Raw genomic sequence first — 21,691 nt, forward strand, 5'->3', positions numbered from 1 at the left:
CTGTGCTTTTTCTAGCAACGAAAAGAGCGAAAATTTTTATTGCTTGCTAGGTATCAACTTGAAGCTTGACTCGTGTAAGGCAAAGCTGGCAACTTCCGGTTGACATATTATTGTGAGTACAACACCCCTACCTATAGATAGGGTTATTTAATTTTGAAATCAGCAGATTTGATTATGGGGAATTAAGTAATAATTGCATTTCTTCTGCATCTCGCGTCATTCCTAGATGCTCGAAGTTATCCATTGCTTGTTTGGCTAATTTACGAGCTTCTTCCGGACTTCCCCATTTGTTTTCCCAATAAGCGCGAGAGCGTTGATAGCGGGCAAGACGGCGTTTATTTTTGTGGCTTTGGGCTACAGCCAAGCCTTGAATTAATAATTGTTGAGCTGTAAAGCGATCGCCTTCTACAATGGCAATATCAGCCAGCCAGTTTTGAGCCGAGTTAATTACCCGATGCCACTTTATTTGTTCTGCACTTTGCATCACCTGTTGAAAAAGGATTTTGGCTTCGGGATATTTACCTTCTTTATACAAGATTTCGGCGCTGTGGTAGAGAACGGGGATAAAATAACGGATGTGCTTGTGTTTATCTAAATGTGCTTGATGCACTAAGTCTTCTTCTATATTCAGCCAGTGACGGGCATCTTCATAATTTTTGTATCTGATTTGCAGCCTGACGATACTTTCGGCTAAATCAGCTTGAACGCACAAGTCTGCATGGTGGCGTAAAATCCACGTTTGCTGTAAAATTTCCTCTGCTTCAAAAAGACTTTGCTCTGACCCCTCTCGAATCAGCACCCAGCTTTTGGGGATAACGATTTTGACAAAAGATGACCATTCACAACGTCGTTTTGATTCTTCTATCAGCCATTGCAACCAATCTAGACGCTCATCCCAATCGGCGTAAAGATTTGCATAGTGATTTAATAAAAGCCATAAATCCCTAACTTGTTCATAATAACCTTGGTCTTTACACCAATAAAGTACCGCACGTAAATTTCCGTGTTCTTCCTCTAACTTGTTGTAATGTATCCACTTTTCCCAATCTTCTCCGCCGTAAGTGTGGGCAAAATCGAGATACCATTTTACCCAGCGTATTCGTGCTTCTTTCTCAAAATTTTGGTCAACAGCTAGTTGTGCTAAAGCATACTCGCGAGTGAGAGAAAGCATCTCATATCGCCCAGTTTTTTGATTATGAGTTATCAAAGACAGTTGCTGCAAACGTCCTAAGCCATCATTGACACAATCAGGCGCTGCTGTCAATCCTGCAACTTCAGCTACAGCAGCTTGCAAGGGAGAGTCAGGAAAAATTGCCAGTGACATTAATAATTGATGGGGTGGCTGTTTTTTGATTCCTTGCACCGATTGCTCAAAACAGAAACGAGCTACATCACCTGTAGCTAAAGCTAGCTGTGTTAACACTGATGTGAGAGAATAGCCACTAGAGACTTGACCTAAAGCATAAACGATCGCTAGAGGAATTCCGCCAGTGCGATCGTAAAGGTCTTGAGAATCTTGCTGGTTGAGAGTGATATTTTTTTCTTCAGCTTGTTGCTGTATTAATTGCAAACCATCATTTAAGGGCAAGTTTCGCAAACTAATTGGTAATAAAGCAATTCGTTCGCGAGTAGTAATTACAACTTTGACGCAAACAGGCAGATTGTAGAGAAACTCTATGACTTCATCTCGATCGTCGATAGTTTCCATGTTGTCTACAATTAAAAGCGATCGCTGTCTCGAGAGACACCGACGCACGCGATCAAATTGCTCCGAAGGGGGAGACTGAATAATCGTTGGATCGTCTAAAGTGTTGGCAATTTCCCGAAAAATACCACGCAGGTTACGCTGTCCCTGCTGTCGCTGAAAAATTCTATTCGGGACGAGTTCCTGTTGTTTAGCTGAAATGAAAATAATCGCCTCAAATTTGGGTGCGTCAGCAAGATTTTCACAACTAGCTTTTAAGCACAAACGAGCAGCTTCTAACACCAGTGCCGTTTTACCTACACCACCAATACCATGCACCGTAATCATATGAGCCGCATGAAGAGGAGAAAGCCGTTCTAGTAGCGTTTCCATCTCTGACTCGCGACCAACAAATTGTGTGTAAGTAGGTGCTGGCAGATTACTGGGAATCAAACGGTAATTTGCAACAGATGCAGCGCAACCTCTGCGATATCCATATCTCTCCAAAACGTAGACAAGGTTGCTAGATTTAACGCTATAGTTTGGCTCTTCGGTCAAAGTTTCAATATCTCGATAGATATTACTAAGACCAGCTCTGACAACACCATTATCTTTATGTAAATCTTTGCTTATCTTCTTGATTCCATATCCACACAATAACCCAAGTAATAAGTCTTTCCGGGTATTTTGTCTGTAACGCTTTCGAGTTCTAGCCTCCAAGTCTGTCAGTAGCCGATCTATCTCCCAGTCTTTCAAAACCGTGCGATTCCAACTTTTAGCTAGATTCCAACCCTCTGACTGACCTGACATAGTACACAATAGCCTAGAAATTAAATTTACGGTAAAAATTTTTTACGGTTTTAGCTGCATACTTATTGCAAAGTACTAGCAATACTCTGCAATAAGCACCTAGCCGACAATCTTATTAGTCTTGTGGAACAGATGTATTTTGAATAGAGCAATTTACACTTTGGTTGTGGTTATTTGCAATAGCAAACCCACTTCCAAATGAAACCCCTCCTGTCAAAAGCACAGCAAATAAAGTTTCAGATAGGCGAAATGCAAAACTAACCCCTGACTGGGGGTTCTTGTTAGAATTTGAGTTTTGTGACATGATAAAAATAGCAGTCCTGAATCTGCTGTAAATGAGTAATATTCCTCATGAACGTCGGCAAACGTTCTTGGCGAATAAACAGAAGACCCCCAGCGTAACCTTAAGCACTGGGGGTCTTTGCTGTTATGTCAACCATACAATAAACATAACAGCGAGTCAATATATTTTAGATATATTTTTAATTACGACTATCATAACATGATTTTGCAGGCATAATTTATATTTAAAACATAATAACATACAAAAGATTAACATTTTTATAACATTTTTGTAACAATCAAAAAAGCTTGTTATGCCAGCCAAATCAGTATTTGAGGCGAACTTGCCTCTAAGGAACTGCAAACTATTCTTAGGGAAGAGGGATTTTCTAAAAAACATCCGTCAGGTTGTTTTTGCAGGGAAACTGAAAGAGGAGTTAAACGCTTTCAAAGAATGTATGGGCTAAAAGATGATGGTATGGTTGGAGCTGCGACTTGGGCTGTACTGTTGGGAATGCGACAAAAAATAGATAGAGGCTTTCCCAGGATAGTTTATTTTTTATCGCCTCAATCTTGGTTTATGTGGGAGCAATTTTTGATGATTTGTTTCATCTTATTGGGTATTTTTTATAGCCCGATACCCGGTGAGACTCCGAAATTTAGTACAGCTTTAGCAACTGCTTACGGACTTACTTGTATAGTGCCATTTTTGTTAGAGTGTTTACCAATCAGGCAGTCGAAGGAGCCTAAATTGCCGTTGTTGCGATATGCTCCTTATGTGTTGACTGGTATTTTTTGGAAACCAATCATCGCTTTTTTAGGGCAATTGTTTACTTAAGTTATGTTGTTTTGTGTCGTTGAGAATTTAGGCGCCCTCACCCTAGAAGGGTGGGGCTATACAAACGAAGCCCACCTTCGTGGGCTTTAAAGATTTTTGATATTGGCGATCGCTTTTCTACGCAACCGCTACAGTGTAGAAAAATTTGAGCCGAGAAAGCCATTGTTTCCAGTAATAAATGAGGTTCGCACGGTCAAATTCAAAAATTTCAGCTTCTTCACCTGGTAAAGCTACGATAATTAAAGCTTGATGAATCTTGCTGGTAAATAGGCGATCGCTATAATATCGGTTAATTGCACCACCATATGCAACTAACTGCAAAGGCTTGTCATAAAGTCTGTTAACTTGAAGTTTTGCATCTTCAGATGTTGTCCACTCAATAATGTGTGGAATCCCTTTATAACGTGCAACTAAATCAACTTTACCTGCGTAACTTTCCTTATAGTTAGGCACAGCTTGCTCAACCAGTTGAATATCACTAAGTTTGTTAAGCACAGATTGAATTCTATCCCAGTAAGGCTGAATCTGGCTGTTGTCAGGTTTGGGTGAATCGCCTTGAAAGTGTTGTTTAATCAATTGGTGTAGAGCGTTTCCTCGGCGACGGCTGTTGGCTGCAATTTGATTTGCTTGTGCTTCGCCAACCTTTTTACGCCAATAAGATAAGGCAGCTAGAGATTCTTGTGGCTGTGTTGCTTTTAATACTGTTGTGACAGCAGGAAGAAGAACGCCATTTTCGCCTTGGTAGTAGCATCGTCCGTTGATGTATGTAGATTTCATAAGTTGTAAAAGGTGAATCACTACATCAACTAGCTTCGAGGGCGCGTGTCTGAGATTTAGTTTGAGTAAGCTTTCCGAGGTGTCTGACTTTGCGTATGAGTGTGTATGACTTTTGATTAATTCAGTTAAGATGATTAAAAGTTGCGTAGTTAGACTATGAACGGGCGATCGCTTAAAGCATCTCCAAGAGGCATCGAACAAGCAAAACAAGCTTTGACCCGCAACAGCTTAAATCAGGCTGCTTTAGCACGAGAATTAGGACTATCTCGCTCAACAATTACGAATTTCTTTCGGTTGATACCAGTTGATCGGCTGAATTTTGAAGAAATTTGCACAAGGCTAGGTTTAGATTGGCAAGAGATAGTTGATATACCAGCCAGTGAACCTGAAACAGAGCAACTTCAACAGACAACATCCAGGAATGCTGGTTTTGTCGGGCGTGAGGAGGCGATCGCGCACCTCGAAAATTTAGTGAGCAAAGGTGCAAAAGTCATTGGTATTTATGGTAAAGGGGGTGTTGGCAAAACAACACTAGCTCATAGATTTATCAAAAAACTAGGCTTACAATCTTGGGAAATAGAGTTACCAATCCAACCGGAGGATATTACTCCTGTAGAACAAAAACTTAAAAACTGGCTATACCCAGACTTTAAGGATGAGATAGAGCCGGAGTTTGGCACAATGCTAGAGAAACTTAAGGACAAGCTAAAAACAAAAAAAAAATGCGTTTTAATCGATAACTTTGAATCTGCTTTGAATGGACAAGGCAAGTTCATGGCAGATCATCGTCGCTATCTTGAATTGCTTAGAGTTTTGGCTAATCCCGATGTTCACTCTGTCACGCTAATTACAAGCCGTGAGCCTCTAAAAGAATCTAAAGTAACAGTTGAAGCTTACCAATTGTCAGGATTAGATCAAGAAGCATGGCAAGATTTTCTTTGTAGCCAAAATATTAAGACTAATTCTCCAGCTTTCATTGATATGCACACAGCCTATGGAGGCAATACCAAAGCTATGCAAATCCTTTCTGGTGCAATTAAGCAAGAACCTTACGAAGGTGATTTAGAAGCGTATTGGCAAGAAAATAAAGAAGATTTGTTAATCGAAACAGACTTAGAAGATTTAGTTTCAAGTCAGTTCAAACGTTTAAAACAAACTGATACTGAAGCTTATAAACTCCTCTGCCGTTTGGGAATCTACCGCTATCAACAATATTCTCAAGTACCAAGCGTTGCTCTTATCTGTTTGCTTTGGGATGTACCAGAGGAAAAGCGTAGGAAGGTTATTAAAACTTTGCAAGATCGTTTTTTAGTAGAATCCCAAAAAGACAGTTTTGGAAAAATACGATATTGGTTGCATCCAGTAATTCGATCAGAAGCTATATCCAGGTTGCGATTAAATGAAGAATTAAACGATGAGCTACTATTGTCAATGAAGAAAGAGATTGATAAAACTTTAGCCACAGATGAAAAATTGCAACATTTTTTGACCTGGGTAAACCAAAAATCCCTTTCAGTGTCAACTGAATTAGAGACAGATTACAAACCAGCCATACTCCGAGCTTATTATTTTGAAACTGGTTTTCCTTTTACTATTTACAGAAATTTTCTTCTGGGTTTACTAGGGCTTAAATCTCCAAAAGACTTTCCTGGGTATTTTATTGACAAGCCTCTTAAGTTAGATAGGGCACTTATCTCTAGTCTTTCATTTACTCCTTTATTCATTAAAGACGAAGTTGTTGAAATAGACTATTCAAAATATTTTGATGTCAACATCATTAATAATGTTTATGATTCAGAACTCAAGAATTTGTTGCAAAATACAAAATATTTATTACCTGAACCAACGATGGAACATGAGCTACGACAAAACTTGTGGCAACAAAATTATTTGGTTTGGCTCAATAATATGCTAAAAGCAATTTATGAGCGTAATCTGCATTATGCTTTGCATAGTACAAAGCTAATAAAAATATTTAGTGAAGAGCAAGAGGAATTACTAAGACAATATCACGAAGCTTGCTTATTATTAGTAGATTGCCTGAACAACTCTTCGGAAAACGTCAGAACAATCATTGAAGACGAGTTATTCTTACCTTGGGATGAAATTCACTAAAGGATAATTACAGAGTTAGAGTAATTGCACTCCTCTTTAAAAAGTGATCACAGGACAGCAAACCCCGTATGCTGTCGCACGTTTGGTTCATGAAACCCAAGTACAATATGTTCTTTGGGAATACCCGCATCCACTAGTTCATTAGCAATACCATATTCAGTTCCATCGCGTTGAATCCACACTTTCCCATCAATAATATCGATGTGGATTAAACAACCATGAATTCGTTTTACTCTTTGCCATCCTAATGACATCACTAAATATCTATCCATTCCCTGGTCAAAAATTGTTTCGTTATGGATGTCTCCATTAGCATACTTGATATCAACATAGGTTGCTAAAATGTTTTGAACAATTTGCCGATATTTATCTAAAACATCCATCTAATAATTACCTCCTGTTCTGAGTCAAATGTAATTAATCTGACACGTTCGTTTTCAAGTAATATTTTACCGATTGGCTCTTCAAAAATATCTATAAATACTGCTTCACGGATGCCCAGATAAAGCTTGCGATCTGGTTCAGTACGAGCAAGGATATCATTATAAAGAATAAACTGACCCAAAGCGTTCTTTAAATCTTCAACTTCGGATGGACTAACAAAACTTTTAATTTCAACGGCAATTTTTTGCTCTTGCTTTTCTGCTGCTAAAAGTTTCTGTGCGCCTAAATCAATGTATAAATCTTTTAAACCCCATTTAAGCATATAAGGGTCATGGGTAATTATCCAACCATCCTTGATAAGTGCATTTTTGAAATTATCGTGATAGATGTCTCTTGCTGGCACACTGACTACCTTAGAGAGCGAAAACGTAATCTATTTTTAGTATACAACTGCCGACCAAGTGTTATGGCAGTAGAAGTAGGTTTGAAAGAACTTTAAAAAAGTGCGTAGAAGCTCTGCTTCTTGTCGCCAGACATCGCCTAAAATCACCCCACCGCAAAATCTGTAAAGGATCGCATATACGGCGTATGAAACCCTAATACAATATCTTCCTTAGCTACACCCATTTCCACTAATTCTGCCGCGATGTCATCTTCAGTACCATTCCACTGAATCCAAATTTTATCATTCTTAATATCAAGATGCATCACCGGACCAAAAACCCGCTTTCCTTTGTCCCAACCAACATAGATTAACTGATAATGGTCACGCACTGTATCAAAGACGGTCTGCATCTCCAATTCATCATCTTTGTTATGGGATGTTCGACGCTGGGCGTAGTTTGTTAATACTTGTTGAATATACTCACGATATTCTTCTAATTTTGCCATTGTATAATCTCCTCCTTGGCTGGATCGAAGATAAGTAGATTGATTTGACTGCGTTGAGTTACAAATTTAATAAAACGAGTAGTAAAAAATTCTTCATAAGTGGTTGCTGGTACTGCTAAATATAGAACACGTTCAGGCTCATGCTCTTCTAAAGCATAACGATAATTGATAAATTGTCCTAACGCTGTATGAAAATCTGACATTGTAGAAGGGCTTAAAAAACTTTTGACTTCAACAGCAATTTTCTGTCCTTCTCTGTTTGCCACAATTAGTTTTTCTGCGGCTAGATCAATGAACATATTAGTCAGACGATCAATAGGAATCCTTAGTGGATCATCGGTTATCGTCCACCCATCTTTTTCAAGTGCGATTTTTACAGCGTCGTGAAATCTATCTTTGGCTGACATATTATGCCGATCGCCACCACTGCAATTATTTTAGCAACGATAGAATAGCATCATCGCTTACCGAGAAAGCTTTGTTTGTATAGTCGCACATCGCAATTTAATGTATGCGATCGCGAAGTGGCGGCTTCCGCATCGCCTTCGAGCAACTTTATATTTATCATAAAATAACGGCGGGTGCGGGAATTGAACCCGCTGATCCCCACAATGGTGGAGATTTTAACCGATAACCCTAAGTTCTTCGTCCTTTTCAGGTAAGTTGTGAACCAGGAAAACCCGCCAAGACTGAGGTTGGGGAAGCAGGGGGAGCAGGGGGAGCAGGGGGAGCAGGGGAGCAGTAGGAGTGGGGTCTTTTCACCCAATGCCCAATGCCCAATGCCCAATGCCCCATGCCCAATGCCCCATTACAATTCACCCGTAGCTAACATCTGAATAATCCGAGGAATTCCCGGATCGAATCCGCCTAAATCCCAGGAAAGCGGATCTTTTGGATCTACCAAGGTAATCTGGTAAGGTGTCAGGGTGACATACACTGCTTTGACATCGGGATTCACATGAAGCCGATACTTAGTCAGCGCTTGACTGGGATGCTTGTAACCAGCCCATGATTCTGAATCTGTCCAAAAGCAAACGACATCTGCTTTAAACTTATTCTTAATCATCCAGTCATAGGCTACAGATGCATCTGTTCCGCCGAAGTTTTGATTGCTAGCTTTGCGAACAGCCGAACCAAAACTATCTTTGGCAGTAATACCCAAGTCGCGGAAGTCGGTAGCAAAGCCGCGAATCATGTAGTTTTTCTCAGCTTTTGCTGTCACCAAAGCCATTGTTGTGGCAATTTCACAGCAAGTCAGCCCCATATCCGCAACCATACCACCCATTGAACCAGAAACGTCAACGGCGTGCATGAAGACTTTATTTGTAGGTTCCACCACATCAAAAGACAATTCAACTGCCTTTTCTAAGATGTCTACAATCCGAGAAACTGGGTTCCAAGTCTTTTGGCTGCGTCCTAATTTTCCCCCAGATTGATAAGTTTTCAAGGCTTTCAAAACATCAATCGGATGGATGCGTCCTTGACGCAGATGTTCTTTGTTGTTGAGAACTGCTTCCACGCGCTGTAAATTCGCACTTTCTGAGGAATGCAAAACACCCAGTTCTGTTAATGAACCGAGGTTACGCAACATTGCCCCAATTGGCATTTCAGAGAAAAGTAGCTGCCAAGCAGCTTTATCCATTTTGCCCACAGGTGCAGCCATTTCGTGGGTTAAGCGTCCTTGAGTAATCGCTTCATGGGTTTGGGTGGGATTCCGCTTTAGCCATTCATACCACCAAATCTGCGCGATCGCCTGCGAAGGAATTTCCCCTGGCATTTCTTCCCAACCTTTAACCACCCACTCAAATAATTGCCGATGATCTTCTGTAGGTGGCTTGACATGAAACAACCTTAATGCATCTCGATTGGTGAAGCCTTGACGCTGTTGATATTTCAAAAGCTGATAAGCCAAGCCTTTCACATCTTCACGAGATAGCCAATTTTTACCAGCTTCGCGTACCACCTTGCCAAATCCCCGCAGGGATTTAGTGTAACTCAACCATTCGTAGAAGTGGCTACCGGTGCGAACAACTTGGGGAAAGATTTCCATAAAAGCTTTTTTGGCTTCTGGTGTTTCACCCATCGACAGCAGCACTAATGCAAGGATAGGCGCACTGTTGTTAATGGCGCGTCCATCGCTAGCATACAAGATTTCTTCGGCAACGCGGCGGGGATTGGAAGCGATCGCCTGCTTCAAAACCGCGACAAAATCCTCTGTTAATTCCTGCTTTCCGGCATAATAAGTGCTTTGTGCCGTGCCAACCAGCAAACAGCGACGCAACATCTGCCAAATGCCAGCATCAAACATGAATCCACCACTACGTCCCTGAATCATCTCTGCTTCCCGTCCGGGAATAGGCTGAGATTGTGGTGTACCTGTTTTCTTTTTTGTAAAGAATTTATAATTCATGACTTCATCTCCCAGCCCTTACGGGCAAAATGAAAGGTGGCGGAGCAGGACTTGAACCTGCGACATCCGGCTTAAGATGCGATAACCCTCATTCTTCGGCTCTTTCAAGCAAGTTGTGAAAAAGGATGTTTTCGGCGCTCTACCTAACTGAGCTACCCGCCACATATAAAGTTAGAAGTTAGGAGTTAAGAGTTAAGAGTTGAAAATGCAAAATTTTGCATTTTTTATTTTGAATTATTTGGTGTAGCAAGGCGGGATTTGCACCCGCATCTCCGGCGAATTAAGGGGATAGATCGTTAAAAGCGATAACCCTCATTTCTTCCGTCCCTTTTGGGCAAAATTGGCGCTTTACTATTAAGCTACTTACCACATAAAAAATTTTGGAGCCAAGGATTTTAGATTTAATCTCAAATCTAAAATTAATTGGTGTAGTGGGGCGGGATTTGAAGAGCGCGAATGCTCGTTTTTATACGATAACCCTCAATTCGTCGTCCTTTTCAGGCAAGTTGTGAACAAGGATGTTTAGCGCCTTACCACTTGGCTACCCACCACATGAAAATTCGCACGTTTTGTATTTCTAATTAATTTGGTGTAGCAAGGCGGGATTTGAAGAGCGCATTTCCGGCGAACTAAGGGAGACACTTTCACGATAACCCTTTATTCTTCGACCCTTACGGATAAAATTGGCGCTCTACTATTGAGCTACTTGCCACATGAAGTTTTGGTTTTGAGATTCAATACAAATACTCCTAAAAGCTTACTCCTTTTTCTACATCAGCTTGTATTCACAATGTAGTATATGTAGTATACAGTGTCAAGTAGTTGGGGAAATTAATTTTTGAGTTCGTCAGTCTGGTAAGATTTACGAAGAAAGATTCACGCCCGTCAGCTATGCGCCCGCTGTAGATGACTATTGGTTTAAAGCCTCGTGATAAGAGGTGCGCGATCGCCTAAAATAAATAATTTTTCACTTTCACCAAATTCCATCTATTTACGGGTGCAGTTTTTCTGACTCCTCACTCCCGTACAGACGTTCGGTCCAAAACGTCTCTACCGCTTTTCCTAACTCTTAACTCCCGAATGAGTGACTTTTTTTACTGTTATCTGCCTCTTTCTGCGCTGCTTCACTATATTCTCGATACAACTTAGTCCGAATCTGAGCTTCTTTGTAGCGACTATGATTGGATGGTACTTTACTCATTAAATCAGAGGCTCTTTGCCACCTAGCAGCTAGATCCAACCATTGAATTGATGTTTGAGCATTTTTACCGATTGTAGAAGCTTGATTGGCAATTCTCACGGCTGCTGCAAACAAATCTTCATCTTGGATAGAATCACTTGGTATAGGCAAAAGAGGTGGTATTTCTGGTTCTTGGTTAGTCGAAGCTGGCTCGTTCGATTTTACCGCTGGTGATAAAGATTTAAGCACTTGTTGTGGCGTTAAATTTGATCTACCACCTAACCAAACATAAGCACTCCAACCAAGGACAAATAAAAATAAGCATAAACCCACTGTATCGAGCATCCGTCCACTAAGGGATTTTTTGCGCTTATTTTTGTTAATAACTACTAAAGCACTAGAATATTGAGACTTGGGTAAATTTGGCTTTGCTTGTTCGATTTTACGCTCTTGGAAATCTTGAATTACTTGCTGTATTATTGTTGGTTGAGCTAAATTAATTTCCTCTGACCAAAGTAAATTATTTTCCGGAGCGCGGGTAATTTCCTCTAACCATAGCAATTGCTGTTCTTGAACAATTCGACTGTTGATGTTAACTCGGCGAATGTTACGCGGTGCGATTGATTCGAGAATTTGCTGGATTTGCTTGACTAGAGTTGATTGTTCAAGTTTATCGACTGATCGTGCCTCACAAAGAAGTTGTAAGACTCCATCAGCAAAGATAGCTCTGGTTCTGACACCAGAATTGGCTAATTTTTGGTTCAATACTTGAATAATCGCAGCAACGCTACCCAGGTGAGCTTGCCAAGCGATATCATTTATCCGGTCTGTCATTTGAAGTTTAACGATAGCTTTTTAAAGAGTGAATTTTTAATAAAGTAATAAATTTATGATATTGAGGCTGATGTTTTATACACCCATCGCCATTTTACCGATTGTATGTGTAAAAATATCACCTTGCCAAATGAAATTGTAAAAATTAAGACTCATGTTCGATTTGAGTCGGTGTAGTATATTGTAGTACATAAGAAAGCGCAAGCACTTACAGACTCTTGTCTTCAGTTTTGCAACGCCGGAAAAAAGAAGGAGAGTAAATTTTTGCTATAAGTTGTAGAAGAAGTGCATTAATCAAAAATCAAAAATTGCAGCAATTAGTTTTGACAACTGCCGAAAATCCGCGCTTTAACAAACTTGGGCAAATAAATCTATGCAATTTCAGCTATTGGTAAGAAATCGGCGTAAAAAAATTGCCTTTGCACAAAAATTCTTGTGTAGTTTGTCCCTAGCTTTCGGTTTGGGTGTGGGGATGCCCTCTACTTTAGCCGCTCAAAGAGTTATTATCCGCTTAGGTCCATTTGAACAGTCAGTAGCGATCGCCGACTTAGAAAAATACGCCAAAACTGGTAAACTACCAGAAAAGCTGGAAATTTTATCTTCTGTGCTGTCACCGGAAGTACAAAAATTGCTTACAAGGCGTTTGCAAGTAGATCCGGCTGTAGCAGACAAGTTTATCGCTGATTTAGTGCGAACACCAGAAGGCAAACAATTAATTGCTTCCTTGGGTGTAGCAATACCGGGTAGTACAGTCGAAAGCTTGCAAGGAACACTTAATATAGCTTTGCGACAATTTAACGGTTTAAGCGCACTTGGTTTTTTGCGGGCTTATCCACAATCCGATGTTACCGTCGATGCAACTAGTGCGATCGCTCTATTGGTAGAATTTAGCGCCAATCGTTTGCAAAGTCAAGCTTTGGGAGTCTTGCTTGCACGAGAATTAGCTGTAAACAGTAATATACCGTTTCGGGCAACTTTCTCACCGACAGCGATCGGTAAAGAAACAGAGATACAGCAAACCCTAACTTTTACCGACAGACAACGAAATAGAATTATTCCTGTAGATATATATTCAAGTCGGGTTGAAGCGCAAGCACCCTTAGTAGTAATTTCCCACGGCTTTGGGGCAAATCGCAAATTTTCGGAATATTTAGCGCGTCATCTAGCATCTCACGGCATCACGGTTGCGGCAATAGAACATCCTGGTAGTAACGTTACCTCAGTTAATAGCGCTTCCGCATCTGGTAATTTAGCCGATTTGATGCCAGCATCAGAATTTATTGACCGTCCCAAAGATGTTACATTTTTATTGAATGAACTGGCAAAACTAAATTTTCAACCAGGACAACTTCAAGGAAAGCTCAATACCGAGAAAGTGACTGTAATAGGTCATTCTTTGGGAGGTTATACAGCTTTGGCTTTAGTGGGGGGAGAATTAGACTTAAAGGATTTACGGCAATATTGTCAAAAATCTCTCACATTTGGTGAATCTCCGGGAGATTGGTTGCAATGTACGGCGGCGCCTTTAGGAGATAGGAAAATACAATTAAAAGATGAACGGGTAAAAAGTGCGATCGCGCTCAATCCTCTCGTCGGTAAACTATTTGGCAAAAACGGTTTAAGTAAAATTACCAACCCAGTTTTAATCTTAAGCGGCACTGAAGACTCCCTGACTCCAGCGCTAAACCATCAAATCCAACCTTTTACTCAACTGCGGGGAACCAAGTATCTGCTAACTGCGATCGGTGGTACTCACTTGAGTATTAGCGACCCAGCGTATGTAGGAACCGCAGCCACCACCATCGTTAAAGAACGGCGTGGTGTAGAAACCGAACCTTTACGTCAACTAACTCGTGGTGTCAGTTTAGCTTTTATCAAACAACTTACACCAGAAGCGAGAACTTATCAACCTTTTCTCACATCAGCTTACGCCCAATCTTTTTCTACACCCCAACTGCCGTTACGTCTAGTTTCCGAATTACCAGCAAATATTAAACCGTGGCTGGAGTTTGTAGTTAAGTAATTGGTAATTGGGCATGGGGCATTGGGCAATGGGCATTGGGCAATGGGAATTGGGTAATAGGGAATGGGCAATGGGCAATGCGAATAAAAGATGCTTTCCATACCCTATGCCCCATGCCCTATGCCCCATGCCCATTGCCCGATTCCCTAAAAAAATACTTGCCAGCGTGACACTCAAGTGCTTTAATAGCCATTGCCTTGTGTTATCGTGTCTTGCCATTTACTGCTGATTGTGATAATAAGATTACACACATTCAACACATTAAACTTAAAGGTAGGACAAGCTAGTGCCGTGTCCTTTAGATTAAATTTAAATTCTACCAAAAGCTGAATAGGAGCATATATGGAGCCGATTGTTGCTATAGTCTTAGTGCTTATAGGCTATGCGTTAGGGTCTGCAAAACTGATTAATGAAGGCAATGAAGCCTTAGTCGAGCGTTTAGGGCGGTATCATCGCAAACTTAAGCCAGGTCTGAACTTTATCGTTCCCTTGGTCGATAGTATTGTAATGGAAGATACTACACGAGAACAGATTTTAGATATTAAGCCTCAAAATGTGATCACCAAAGATAACGTTTACCTAGAAGTTGATGGCGTTGTCAACTGGCGAATCATGAGTATGGAGAAAAGCTTTTATAAAATCGATGATATCCAAGTATCGCTAACAAACCTGGTGATGGTTGAACTTCGTGCCAACATTGCCGATAGAACTTTAACGGAAACCATCTCTTCTAGAAATCAGATGAACCAATCGCTGTTGCAGGTTTTAAACCAGGTAAGCTCAGAATGGGGAGTTGAGATTCTTCGGGTAGATATTCAGAGTATTACACCCCCTGAAAGCGTGCAGAAGTCAATGGCAGAACAGCAAGCTGCTCAAATCAAAAAACAAGCAGCTATTACCGCAGCAGAAGGAGAGCGGGAAGCTGCAATTAAGAGAGCAGAAGCAACTAAAGAGTCAATTCGGATACTTTCTGACGCGATAACTTCCAAACCAGAAACTAAAGAAATCCTTAAGTATCTGGTGGCTCAAGAACACTTAGAAGCTAGCCATAGACTCGGTGCCAGTACCAATGCTAAAGTCGTCTTTCTCAATCAAGGAATGTCAGAGGGAGCAATTGACCAGATGATTGGTGATACTGTAAGTACTGAAGCTAATGGCAATACCTCTGAGAATGGTTCTGTCTAATCTCAAGTCTAAACCCACTTCTTAACTGATTTAATCACGATGTGGAGACTGTCGCACAAGTGCATCAGCAACTAGCGATACATCGCGCATTTCTTTGACATCGTGAACTCTCAGGATATCAGCACCATTAAAGATAGCTGCACAACACGCTGCTGCGGTTCCCCAGACTCGTGCTTTTGCGTCTGGTTGATTTAAAATGCGACCAATGAAACTTTTGCGGGATGGTCCTATTAGGATAGGGCAGTTGAGTTTTGTGAGCTTACGCAAGCGGCGAAATATTTCTAAATTTTGCTCGTAATTCTTGGCAAAACCAATACCAGGATCGATAATTATTTTCTCTGGCTCAATACCCGCATCTGTTGCAGCTGCAATTTGCCTTGCTAAAAAACTATAAATCTCCCCCATCAAATCCTGATAATCTGTAAGTTGATGCATCGTCTCTGGGTTTCCCCGGATATGCATTAGGATAATTGGCACATTTAATTTAGCAACTGTTGGCAACATTTCTAAGTCAAACGTGCCCCCAGAGATATCATTGACTATATCCGCCCCAGCTTCTATAGATGCTTTTGCTACAAGCGCTCTTGTTGTATCTACAGAAATTGGCGCGTTTATTTCTTTTCTGAGTACTTGCAACACCGACAGCACCCGCTCAAGTTCTTCAGCCACAGAGATTTGCGCCGCTCCGGGTCGAGTCGATTGACCACCGATATCAATAATGTCAGCACCAGCGGCTACCAGTGTTTTTGCTTGTATTAAAGCCGCAGCAACGCTGTTAAAATCGCCACCATCACTAAAGCTATCAGGCGTCACATTTAAAACGCCCATGAGATAAGTCCGCTGTCCCCAATCGAAACAGCGATCGCGAATTATCAAATTGCTTGGCATAAACACGTAGTAAGCACTTTAGTGCTTTATTTAAACACTAAAGTGCTTACTACATTCATCACAGTTGGACGCTTGAGGCAGCAGCCCACAGATTTGCATTCCCACGCAGAGCGTGGGAACCAGAAGATAGAACATGGGATTACTTATAGTTAACAATTCGGGCGAAACCCGCAGCTTCTAAACTTGCTCCTCCCACCAAAGCACCATCAATTTCCGGTTGAGCCATAATTTCGTCAATGTTATTTGGCTTGACCGAACCGCCATATTGAATTGGAACATTGGGATTTGTCAACTGACTGCGAATTAAACCAATTACGCGATTAGCTTCTTTTGTTTCGCAAGTGTCACCAGTACCGATCGCCCAAATCGGTTCGTAAGCAATCACCAAGTTAGTTTGGTCAACATCTACCAAGTCTTTTTCTAGCTGAGTGCTAATCAGAAATTCGGTTTCTCCTGCATCTCGTTGTTGCTTAGTTTCACCTACACACAAAATTGGCGTAAGACCGTACTTTTGAGCTGCTTTGAGACGCAAGTTGACGGTAGTATCCGTTTCCCCAAAGTATTGTCGGCGTTCGCTATGACCGACAATTACATAACGCACGCCAATTTCTGTGAGCATGGGACCGGAGATTTCACCGGTATATGCTCCGCTTTCTTCCCAGTGGACATTTTGCGCTCCTAGCTGTACAAGACTTCCATGCAGATTCTTGGACAAAGCGCTTAAGTCTGTGAACGGTACACATAAAACGACTTCTCGCTCGTCGGGTGTTTGTTGTAACGTGGGCAGAAATCCTTCTAAAAATTCTTGGGATTCTGCTTGAGTTTTGAACATTTTCCAGTTGCCGGCAATAACTATTTTTCGCACAGGTAATTTTGTCAAGAATAATAACGCTACTCTAGATGCATTTTTCAATGTACTACTTTATGGCACAGGTGTTTAAATCACATATGACGCAGCTTTGGATACGCGGTTGCATGTTATACAAGTTATACATTAGACTTCTTGCAGAAGTAAGGGAAAGGGGAGGCAGTGCGGTCTTGGGGTCTCCCCAAGTGGAGCATCTGCCGTGAAAGGGGTAGAAAAAAGCTTTTCACAACAGTCTAAAAAGGACTTTTGCTCATAGGTCTAAGCTGTTCCACATTTAACGCAGCATAAAGTGGGGGGACCAGATGCCCACCCCACAAAAGTTTGAGAAAATTAAATAAAGCAAATTAAATTACGATGAGGAAGAACAAGAGAGAGTTTTTGAGCTAATTAGTTTTTGTTTAGCGAGTTTATGTCATCGCTGTGTTGTGCGATCGCCACATATCAAAGCGCGTTGGCGTAGCCCGCCGCAGGCATCGCCTAAATCCGCAATATCCCAAATAGCTAACTGACAGATCGCCGAAAAGCGAAGATGTAGCATTTTTTTCTAATCAGTTAAGATAATCTTCATCAATCTTCTTTCCTTTTACCCTTCTCCTTGGAATTATGACGCAGGATGAGTTATTGGTACTGATAGATCGCGCAGTGGCTGAGGGTTGGCGAGAGTTAGACTTGTCGGGGCAAGAGTTGACTGAGTTACCTGTAGAAATTGGTAAATTGAAGCAGCTTGAGTCTTTGATTTTGGGAAAGAAGATTGAAGGTTATGAAATCGTAGAAAACCGCTATCTCGAAAAGGTTTCGAGCAACAATTTAAAAACGCTTCCACTCGAACTATTGGATTTGCCTAATTTGCGTAAGTTGGATATTAGTGGCAATCCTTTAGAGAGCATTCCCGATGTGGTAACGCAAATACTACATTTAGAGGAACTTATCTTAATTCGAGTAGAGCTAACCGAGATTCCAGAGGCGATCGCACAATTAACCAATCTGAGGGAGCTTGTCCTCAGTTTAAATCAAATAATCCAGATTCCAGAGGCAATCGCTAAATTAACCAATCTGACGCAGCTTGACCTCCGTAACAACAAAATAACCGAGATTCCAGAGGCGATCGCACAATTAACCAATCTGAGGGAGCTTCACCTTAGTGGCAACAAAATAACCCAGATTCCAGAGGCGATCGCACAATTAACCAATCTGACGCAGCTTGACCTCAGATCCAACCAAATAACCGAGATTCCAGAGGCGATCGCTAAATTAACCAATCTCAGGGAGCTTCACCTCCGTAGCAACCAAATAACCCAGATTCCAGAGGCGATCACTAAATTAAACAATCTCAGGGAGCTTCACCTCCGTAGCAACCAAATAACCCAGATTCCAGAGGCGATCACTAAATTAAACAATCTGACGCAGCTTGACCTTAGTGGCAACCAAATAACCGAGATTCCAGAGCCGATCGCTAAATTAACCAATCTGACGCTGCTTGTCCTCAATGACAACCAAATAACTCAGATTCCAGAGGCGATCGCTAATTTAATTAATCTGAGGGTGCTTGACCTTGGTGACAACCAAATAACCGAGATTCCAGAGCCGATCGCTAAATTAACCAATCTGACGCAGCTTGACCTCAGTTGCAACCAAATAACCGAGATTCCAGAGGCGTTCGCTAAATTAACCAATCTGACGCAGCTTGTCCTCAGTCGCAACCAAATAACCGAGATTCCAGAGGATCTCGCTAATTTAACCAATCTGACGCAGCTTGACCTTTGTGACAACCAAATTACCCAGATTCCATTAGAAATTCTTAATTCAAAAGATGCAAAAGAGATTTTTAATTACTGGAGGCAAATTAGCATAAGTGAAACTCGACCATTACACGAAGCCAAACTTTTACTCATCGGACAAGGCAGCGTCGGCAAAACATCCCTCATCAAGCGACTAATCCGCGATAAATATGATAAAAATCAACCCCAAACCGACGGACTCAATGTAGAAAGTTGGAACGTGCAGGTCAATAGCAAAGACATCCGCTTGAATGTCTGGGACTTTGGCGGACAGGAAATTTATCATGCTACCCATCAGTTTTTTCTGACTAAGCGCAGCCTCTATCTCCTCGTTTGTAATTGTCGCACCAGCGAAGAAGAAAACCGCATCGAATATTGGCTGAAACTAATCGAAAGCTTCGGCGGAAAGTCCCCCGTAATTATCGTTGGCAACAAAAAAGACGAACAACCCCTCGATATCAACCGCAAAGCATTACGCGAAAAATATCCTAACATCCAAGCGATTATCGAAACCTCCTGCCAAGACAATATCGGCATTGATGAACTTCGCACCGCTATTTTGCAGCAAATCGCCAACCTCAAAGAAGTCTACGACCTTCTACCCCTGACATGGTTTGAGGTTAAACAACAACTCGAATCCATGACTGAAGACTTCATCAGCTACAACCGCTACATCGGCATCTGCCACCAAAAAGAGATTCCCGAAGAACAAAACCAAGAGCAACTAATCGACTTGCTGCATCGACTAGGCTTAGTTCTCAATTTCCGCGATCATCCCATCCTTAAAGATACTAACGTTCTCAAACCCAACTGGGTGACAGAAGGCATTTACGCGCTCCTGAGCGATGAAAACCTCAAAACTCAAACCAAAGGCATTTTCACCCCCGCCGATCTCATCCGCATCCTTAATCCAGAGCGATACCCCACCAAGCGTCACCGCTATCTGATCGGGCTGATGAAAGAATTTGAGCTTTGCTTTGCACTAGAATGTTACCCACCACAATTTCTGATTGCGGGACTTCTGCCCAAAGACCAACCAAACGAAACAAAACTCCACGGCGAAACCCTGGAATTTCAATACCATTACAAAGTTCTCCCCGAAAGCATCATTTCCCGCTTCATCGTCATCAGCCACGAAAAAATTCATAATCAAATCTATTGGCGCAGTGGCGTAATGCTGCAACATCAAGAAAACAACGAAATCTACAACATCGCTCGGATCAAAGCCGATCCCGAAGACAAAAAAATCTTCATCACCATTAGCGGACGCAAAGAAACCCGCCGCTTATTTCTCGGCATTATCCGCGATGTCTTCCAAAAAATCCACAAAAGTCTTCCCAATCTCGAAATCACCGAATGGGTTCCCGTCCCCAACTATCCCAAACACGATCCGCTCAAATACTCAGAACTACTCGGACTAGAAGCGATGGGAGAAACCCATAAAGTTATTGGTGAACTCAAGCTCAAACTCGATTTGCGTCAACTTTTAGATGGTTACGAAGACATTGGAATACGTCAAAGAAAACAGACCGACTTAGATGTAGAAGTCTTAGAAGATAGTCCTTACAATATTTCCGTTAACATTAATGATCGTCGCCGTTCTAAAACCTTTAACCAACATGGAGAAGGCGATAATTTTGGAGGCGATCGGGTCGAAGGCGATAAAATAGGATGAAGTTACCCAACTTTGAATTAGCGTTTATCGATCGCAACAAACTGTGGAACGAACTGCAAGCCTTATACCAATTTGAAAAAAGAATGCGACAGATGGGTAGTAGGGGCACGGCACTGCCGTGCCCCTACGAAGAATTTATGTGTCGCAAACATTATTTAAATTGGTATTACCAGCCCATCAACTCCTTAAACTCTATTACAAACCCCTAAAAACTATGTCTAACAACATCCATCAATACGGCAAAGGCGATAACGTTGCAGGTGATAAAATCCAAGGTGATAAAATCCAAGGTGATAAAAACCAAAATGACTTCAAACACGCAACTATTGGATTTGTCGCTCAAAACGAAGCCCAAGCCACAGTAAGCAACCTTAATCAAACAAGCGGTGCAAGCGTAGCAGAACTAATGCAAATCATCAGCACCATGCGCCAAACTGCCGCCCAATTTCCACCAGAAATCCGCGACGACATCACCATTGATCTTGATGATATAGAAGTAGAAATTAAAAAGCCAGAAAAAGAACGCAATTTACCCAAACTTAAAAAGCGTCTACTAGCTGCAATAGCTGCTGGTACTCTAGTCGCTGCCCCGATCGCAGGTATGACAGACTTTGCAAACAATGCTCTGGAATTAGGTCAGAAAGTAGGCATAGAACTAAAGCTTCCCCCTGTTAAATAGACATCTCCATAAATTAATTATGCGTTGCCCGAAACCCTTGTAGAGACGCGATATATCGCGTCTCTACATTGTTTTCCAAAGAGGTCTAATAGACTTTTCTAACTCCAGAGGCGATCGCACAAGCTTCACAGCTATTAAACAACAAACAAGCGATCGGTTTGCATCAATAACTTTTAGGCGATCGCATAGCTTGAAATGATGCCCGCTTTTGATTTGATGAAAATTGAACTACTGAAGCGGTCTTTGAGTTCACCGGAGCGGTTTCCGAGTTCACCGGAGCGGTCTTTGAGTTCACCGGAGCGGTCTTTGAGTTCACCGGAGCGGTCTTTGAGTTCACCGGAGCGGTCTTTGAGTTCACCGGAGCGGTCTTTGAGTTCACCGGAGCGGTCT

Annotated in this window: 22 protein-coding genes and 4 tRNA genes; 9 read left to right on the forward strand and 17 right to left on the reverse strand. The window is 41.6% G+C overall.

Features of this window, described 5'->3' with window-relative positions; translation table 11 throughout:
- Positions 1–172: 172 nt before the first annotated feature.
- The gene (locus AABK37_RS08535; protein WP_432551154.1) at positions 173–2,494 is read right to left on the reverse strand and encodes an AAA family ATPase; all 2,322 of its coding nucleotides are present in this window, start codon (positions 2,492–2,494) and stop codon (positions 173–175) included.
- A gap of 640 nt (positions 2,495–3,134) precedes the next feature.
- Here AABK37_RS08535 and AABK37_RS08540 point away from each other — a divergent pair.
- A complete protein-coding gene (locus AABK37_RS08540) occupies positions 3,135–3,614 on the forward strand; it encodes a peptidoglycan-binding domain-containing protein (RefSeq protein ID WP_432551175.1) in 480 nt (159 codons plus the stop codon).
- Positions 3,615–3,731: 117 nt separating this feature from the next.
- On the opposite strand, the gene AABK37_RS08545 is transcribed toward AABK37_RS08540, so the two are convergent.
- A complete protein-coding gene (locus AABK37_RS08545; protein ID WP_432551155.1) occupies positions 3,732–4,391 on the reverse strand; it encodes an exonuclease in 660 nt (219 codons plus the stop codon).
- A gap of 471 nt (positions 4,392–4,862) precedes the next feature.
- Between AABK37_RS08545 and AABK37_RS08550 the strand changes: the two genes are divergently transcribed.
- Positions 4,863–6,506: an ATP-binding protein gene (locus tag AABK37_RS08550; protein ID WP_432551156.1), complete on the forward strand. Its 1,644-nt coding sequence runs from the start codon at positions 4,863–4,865 to the stop codon at positions 6,504–6,506.
- Between the two features lie 47 nt (positions 6,507–6,553).
- Here AABK37_RS08550 and AABK37_RS08555 read toward each other — a convergent pair whose 3' ends face one another.
- From AABK37_RS08555 to AABK37_RS08570, 4 genes are all read right to left on the reverse strand, one after another.
- Positions 6,554–6,889, reverse strand: coding sequence for a XisI protein (locus tag AABK37_RS08555; RefSeq protein WP_432551157.1), 336 nt, complete (start codon positions 6,887–6,889; stop codon positions 6,554–6,556).
- Positions 6,877–7,293 carry a XisH family protein gene (locus AABK37_RS08560; protein WP_432551158.1) on the reverse strand — a complete coding sequence of 139 codons (417 nt, stop codon included), beginning with the start codon at positions 7,291–7,293 and terminating at the stop codon, positions 6,877–6,879. Before AABK37_RS08560 ends, AABK37_RS08555 begins: the two co-directional genes overlap by 13 nt.
- A 143-nt stretch (positions 7,294–7,436) precedes the next feature.
- A complete protein-coding gene (locus tag AABK37_RS08565; RefSeq protein WP_432551159.1) occupies positions 7,437–7,781 on the reverse strand; it encodes a XisI protein in 345 nt (114 codons plus the stop codon).
- Positions 7,769–8,188, reverse strand: coding sequence for a XisH family protein (locus tag AABK37_RS08570; protein WP_432551160.1), 420 nt, complete (start codon positions 8,186–8,188; stop codon positions 7,769–7,771). The genes AABK37_RS08565 and AABK37_RS08570 overlap by 13 nt, the downstream gene beginning before the upstream one ends.
- A gap of 104 nt (positions 8,189–8,292) precedes the next feature.
- On the opposite strand from AABK37_RS08570, the gene AABK37_RS08575 reads away from it, so the two are divergent.
- Both AABK37_RS08575 and AABK37_RS08580 read left to right on the forward strand, forming a co-directional pair.
- Positions 8,293–8,415 (forward strand): hypothetical protein, encoded by a 123-nt coding sequence (locus AABK37_RS08575; protein ID WP_432551161.1) that lies wholly within the window; start codon positions 8,293–8,295, stop codon positions 8,413–8,415.
- Between the two features lie 31 nt (positions 8,416–8,446).
- Entirely contained in the window at positions 8,447–8,617 is a 171-nt protein-coding gene (locus AABK37_RS08580; RefSeq protein ID WP_432551162.1) for a histidine kinase, read from the forward strand.
- On the opposite strand, the gene AABK37_RS08585 is transcribed toward AABK37_RS08580, so the two are convergent.
- From AABK37_RS08585 to AABK37_RS08610, 6 genes are all read right to left on the reverse strand, one after another.
- On the reverse strand, positions 8,590–10,191 hold the full coding sequence (locus AABK37_RS08585) for a TROVE domain-containing protein (protein WP_432551163.1): 1,602 nt from the start codon (positions 10,189–10,191) through the stop codon (positions 8,590–8,592). The two genes, AABK37_RS08580 and AABK37_RS08585, sit on opposite strands and share 28 nt — an antisense overlap.
- A gap of 36 nt (positions 10,192–10,227) precedes the next feature.
- Positions 10,228–10,353: transfer RNA gene (locus AABK37_RS08590), tRNA-OTHER, on the reverse strand.
- A gap of 77 nt (positions 10,354–10,430) precedes the next feature.
- Positions 10,431–10,561: transfer RNA gene (locus AABK37_RS08595), tRNA-OTHER, on the reverse strand.
- 58 nt (positions 10,562–10,619) lie between these two features.
- Positions 10,620–10,742: transfer RNA gene (locus tag AABK37_RS08600), tRNA-OTHER, on the reverse strand.
- Positions 10,743–10,778: 36 nt separating this feature from the next.
- Positions 10,779–10,904, reverse strand: a tRNA-OTHER gene (locus tag AABK37_RS08605).
- Positions 10,905–11,260: 356 nt separating this feature from the next.
- Complete coding sequence (locus AABK37_RS08610) at positions 11,261–12,205, reverse strand: hypothetical protein (RefSeq protein WP_432551164.1); 945 nt, start codon at positions 12,203–12,205, stop codon at positions 11,261–11,263.
- Positions 12,206–12,578: 373 nt separating this feature from the next.
- On the opposite strand from AABK37_RS08610, the gene AABK37_RS08615 reads away from it, so the two are divergent.
- Positions 12,579–14,228 carry an alpha/beta hydrolase gene (locus tag AABK37_RS08615; protein ID WP_432551165.1) on the forward strand — a complete coding sequence of 550 codons (1,650 nt, stop codon included), beginning with the start codon at positions 12,579–12,581 and terminating at the stop codon, positions 14,226–14,228.
- Here the strand turns inward: AABK37_RS08615 and AABK37_RS08620 are convergent.
- Positions 14,221–14,343, reverse strand: coding sequence for a hypothetical protein (locus AABK37_RS08620; RefSeq protein ID WP_432551166.1), 123 nt, complete (start codon positions 14,341–14,343; stop codon positions 14,221–14,223). The genes AABK37_RS08615 and AABK37_RS08620 overlap by 8 nt on opposite strands.
- A gap of 227 nt (positions 14,344–14,570) precedes the next feature.
- Between AABK37_RS08620 and AABK37_RS08625 the strand changes: the two genes are divergently transcribed.
- The gene (locus AABK37_RS08625; RefSeq protein ID WP_432551167.1) at positions 14,571–15,413 is read left to right on the forward strand and encodes an SPFH domain-containing protein; all 843 of its coding nucleotides are present in this window, start codon (positions 14,571–14,573) and stop codon (positions 15,411–15,413) included.
- A gap of 30 nt (positions 15,414–15,443) precedes the next feature.
- Here the strand turns inward: AABK37_RS08625 and folP are convergent, their stop codons facing one another.
- The 3 genes from folP to AABK37_RS08640 all read right to left on the reverse strand — a co-directional run bounded on the left by folP (position 15,444) and on the right by AABK37_RS08640 (position 17,707).
- Positions 15,444–16,301, reverse strand: a complete 858-nt coding sequence (gene folP / locus AABK37_RS08630; RefSeq protein ID WP_432551168.1) for a dihydropteroate synthase — start codon at positions 16,299–16,301, stop codon at positions 15,444–15,446.
- Between the two features lie 139 nt (positions 16,302–16,440).
- Complete coding sequence (gene tpiA, locus AABK37_RS08635; protein ID WP_432551176.1) at positions 16,441–17,166, reverse strand: triose-phosphate isomerase; 726 nt, start codon at positions 17,164–17,166, stop codon at positions 16,441–16,443.
- A gap of 415 nt (positions 17,167–17,581) precedes the next feature.
- Positions 17,582–17,707 (reverse strand): hypothetical protein, encoded by a 126-nt coding sequence (locus AABK37_RS08640; protein ID WP_432551169.1) that lies wholly within the window; start codon positions 17,705–17,707, stop codon positions 17,582–17,584.
- Positions 17,708–17,772: 65 nt separating this feature from the next.
- Between AABK37_RS08640 and AABK37_RS08645 the strand changes: the two genes are divergently transcribed.
- Genes AABK37_RS08645 through AABK37_RS08655 form a run of 3 tightly spaced genes read left to right on the forward strand, consistent with a single transcriptional unit; the run spans position 17,773 to position 21,301 of the window.
- A complete protein-coding gene (locus tag AABK37_RS08645; protein ID WP_432551170.1) occupies positions 17,773–20,622 on the forward strand; it encodes a leucine-rich repeat protein in 2,850 nt (949 codons plus the stop codon).
- Positions 20,619–20,831 (forward strand): hypothetical protein, encoded by a 213-nt coding sequence (locus AABK37_RS08650; RefSeq protein ID WP_432551171.1) that lies wholly within the window; start codon positions 20,619–20,621, stop codon positions 20,829–20,831. The genes AABK37_RS08645 and AABK37_RS08650 overlap by 4 nt, the downstream gene beginning before the upstream one ends.
- Positions 20,832–20,836: 5 nt before the next feature.
- Entirely contained in the window at positions 20,837–21,301 is a 465-nt protein-coding gene (locus tag AABK37_RS08655; protein ID WP_432551172.1) for a hypothetical protein, read from the forward strand.
- A gap of 173 nt (positions 21,302–21,474) precedes the next feature.
- Here AABK37_RS08655 and AABK37_RS08660 read toward each other — a convergent pair.
- A partial coding sequence (locus tag AABK37_RS08660; RefSeq protein ID WP_432551173.1) for a hypothetical protein occupies positions 21,475–21,691 on the reverse strand: 217 nt, incomplete at its 5' end.

The sequence above is a fragment of the Tolypothrix sp. VBCCA 56010 genome, from assembly GCF_050875635.1.
GTDB lineage: Bacteria > Cyanobacteriota > Cyanobacteriia > Cyanobacteriales > Nostocaceae > Hassallia.

What these genes read in the sequence shown, in the direction of transcription:
- AABK37_RS08585 (WP_432551163.1), bottom strand. Translation starts at nt 10,191, where the DNA reads ATGAATTATAAATTCTTTACAAAAAAGAAAACAGGTACACCACAATCT.
- AABK37_RS08575 (WP_432551161.1), top strand. Translation starts at nt 8,293, where the DNA reads ATGCGATCGCGAAGTGGCGGCTTCCGCATCGCCTTCGAGCAACTTTAT.
- AABK37_RS08645 (WP_432551170.1), top strand. Translation starts at nt 17,773, where the DNA reads ATGACGCAGGATGAGTTATTGGTACTGATAGATCGCGCAGTGGCTGAG.
- folP (WP_432551168.1), bottom strand. Translation starts at nt 16,301, where the DNA reads ATGCCAAGCAATTTGATAATTCGCGATCGCTGTTTCGATTGGGGACAG.
- AABK37_RS08650 (WP_432551171.1), top strand. Translation starts at nt 20,619, where the DNA reads ATGAAGTTACCCAACTTTGAATTAGCGTTTATCGATCGCAACAAACTG.
- AABK37_RS08535 (WP_432551154.1), bottom strand. Translation starts at nt 2,494, where the DNA reads ATGTCAGGTCAGTCAGAGGGTTGGAATCTAGCTAAAAGTTGGAATCGC.
- AABK37_RS08620 (WP_432551166.1), bottom strand. Translation starts at nt 14,343, where the DNA reads ATGGGGCATAGGGTATGGAAAGCATCTTTTATTCGCATTGCCCATTGC.
- AABK37_RS08615 (WP_432551165.1), top strand. Translation starts at nt 12,579, where the DNA reads ATGCAATTTCAGCTATTGGTAAGAAATCGGCGTAAAAAAATTGCCTTT.
- AABK37_RS08640 (WP_432551169.1), bottom strand. Translation starts at nt 17,707, where the DNA reads ATGCTACATCTTCGCTTTTCGGCGATCTGTCAGTTAGCTATTTGGGAT.
- AABK37_RS08610 (WP_432551164.1), bottom strand. Translation starts at nt 12,205, where the DNA reads ATGACAGACCGGATAAATGATATCGCTTGGCAAGCTCACCTGGGTAGC.
- AABK37_RS08570 (WP_432551160.1), bottom strand. Translation starts at nt 8,188, where the DNA reads ATGTCAGCCAAAGATAGATTTCACGACGCTGTAAAAATCGCACTTGAA.
- AABK37_RS08565 (WP_432551159.1), bottom strand. Translation starts at nt 7,781, where the DNA reads ATGGCAAAATTAGAAGAATATCGTGAGTATATTCAACAAGTATTAACA.
- AABK37_RS08655 (WP_432551172.1), top strand. Translation starts at nt 20,837, where the DNA reads ATGTCTAACAACATCCATCAATACGGCAAAGGCGATAACGTTGCAGGT.
- AABK37_RS08545 (WP_432551155.1), bottom strand. Translation starts at nt 4,391, where the DNA reads ATGAAATCTACATACATCAACGGACGATGCTACTACCAAGGCGAAAAT.
- AABK37_RS08555 (WP_432551157.1), bottom strand. Translation starts at nt 6,889, where the DNA reads ATGGATGTTTTAGATAAATATCGGCAAATTGTTCAAAACATTTTAGCA.
- AABK37_RS08625 (WP_432551167.1), top strand. Translation starts at nt 14,571, where the DNA reads ATGGAGCCGATTGTTGCTATAGTCTTAGTGCTTATAGGCTATGCGTTA.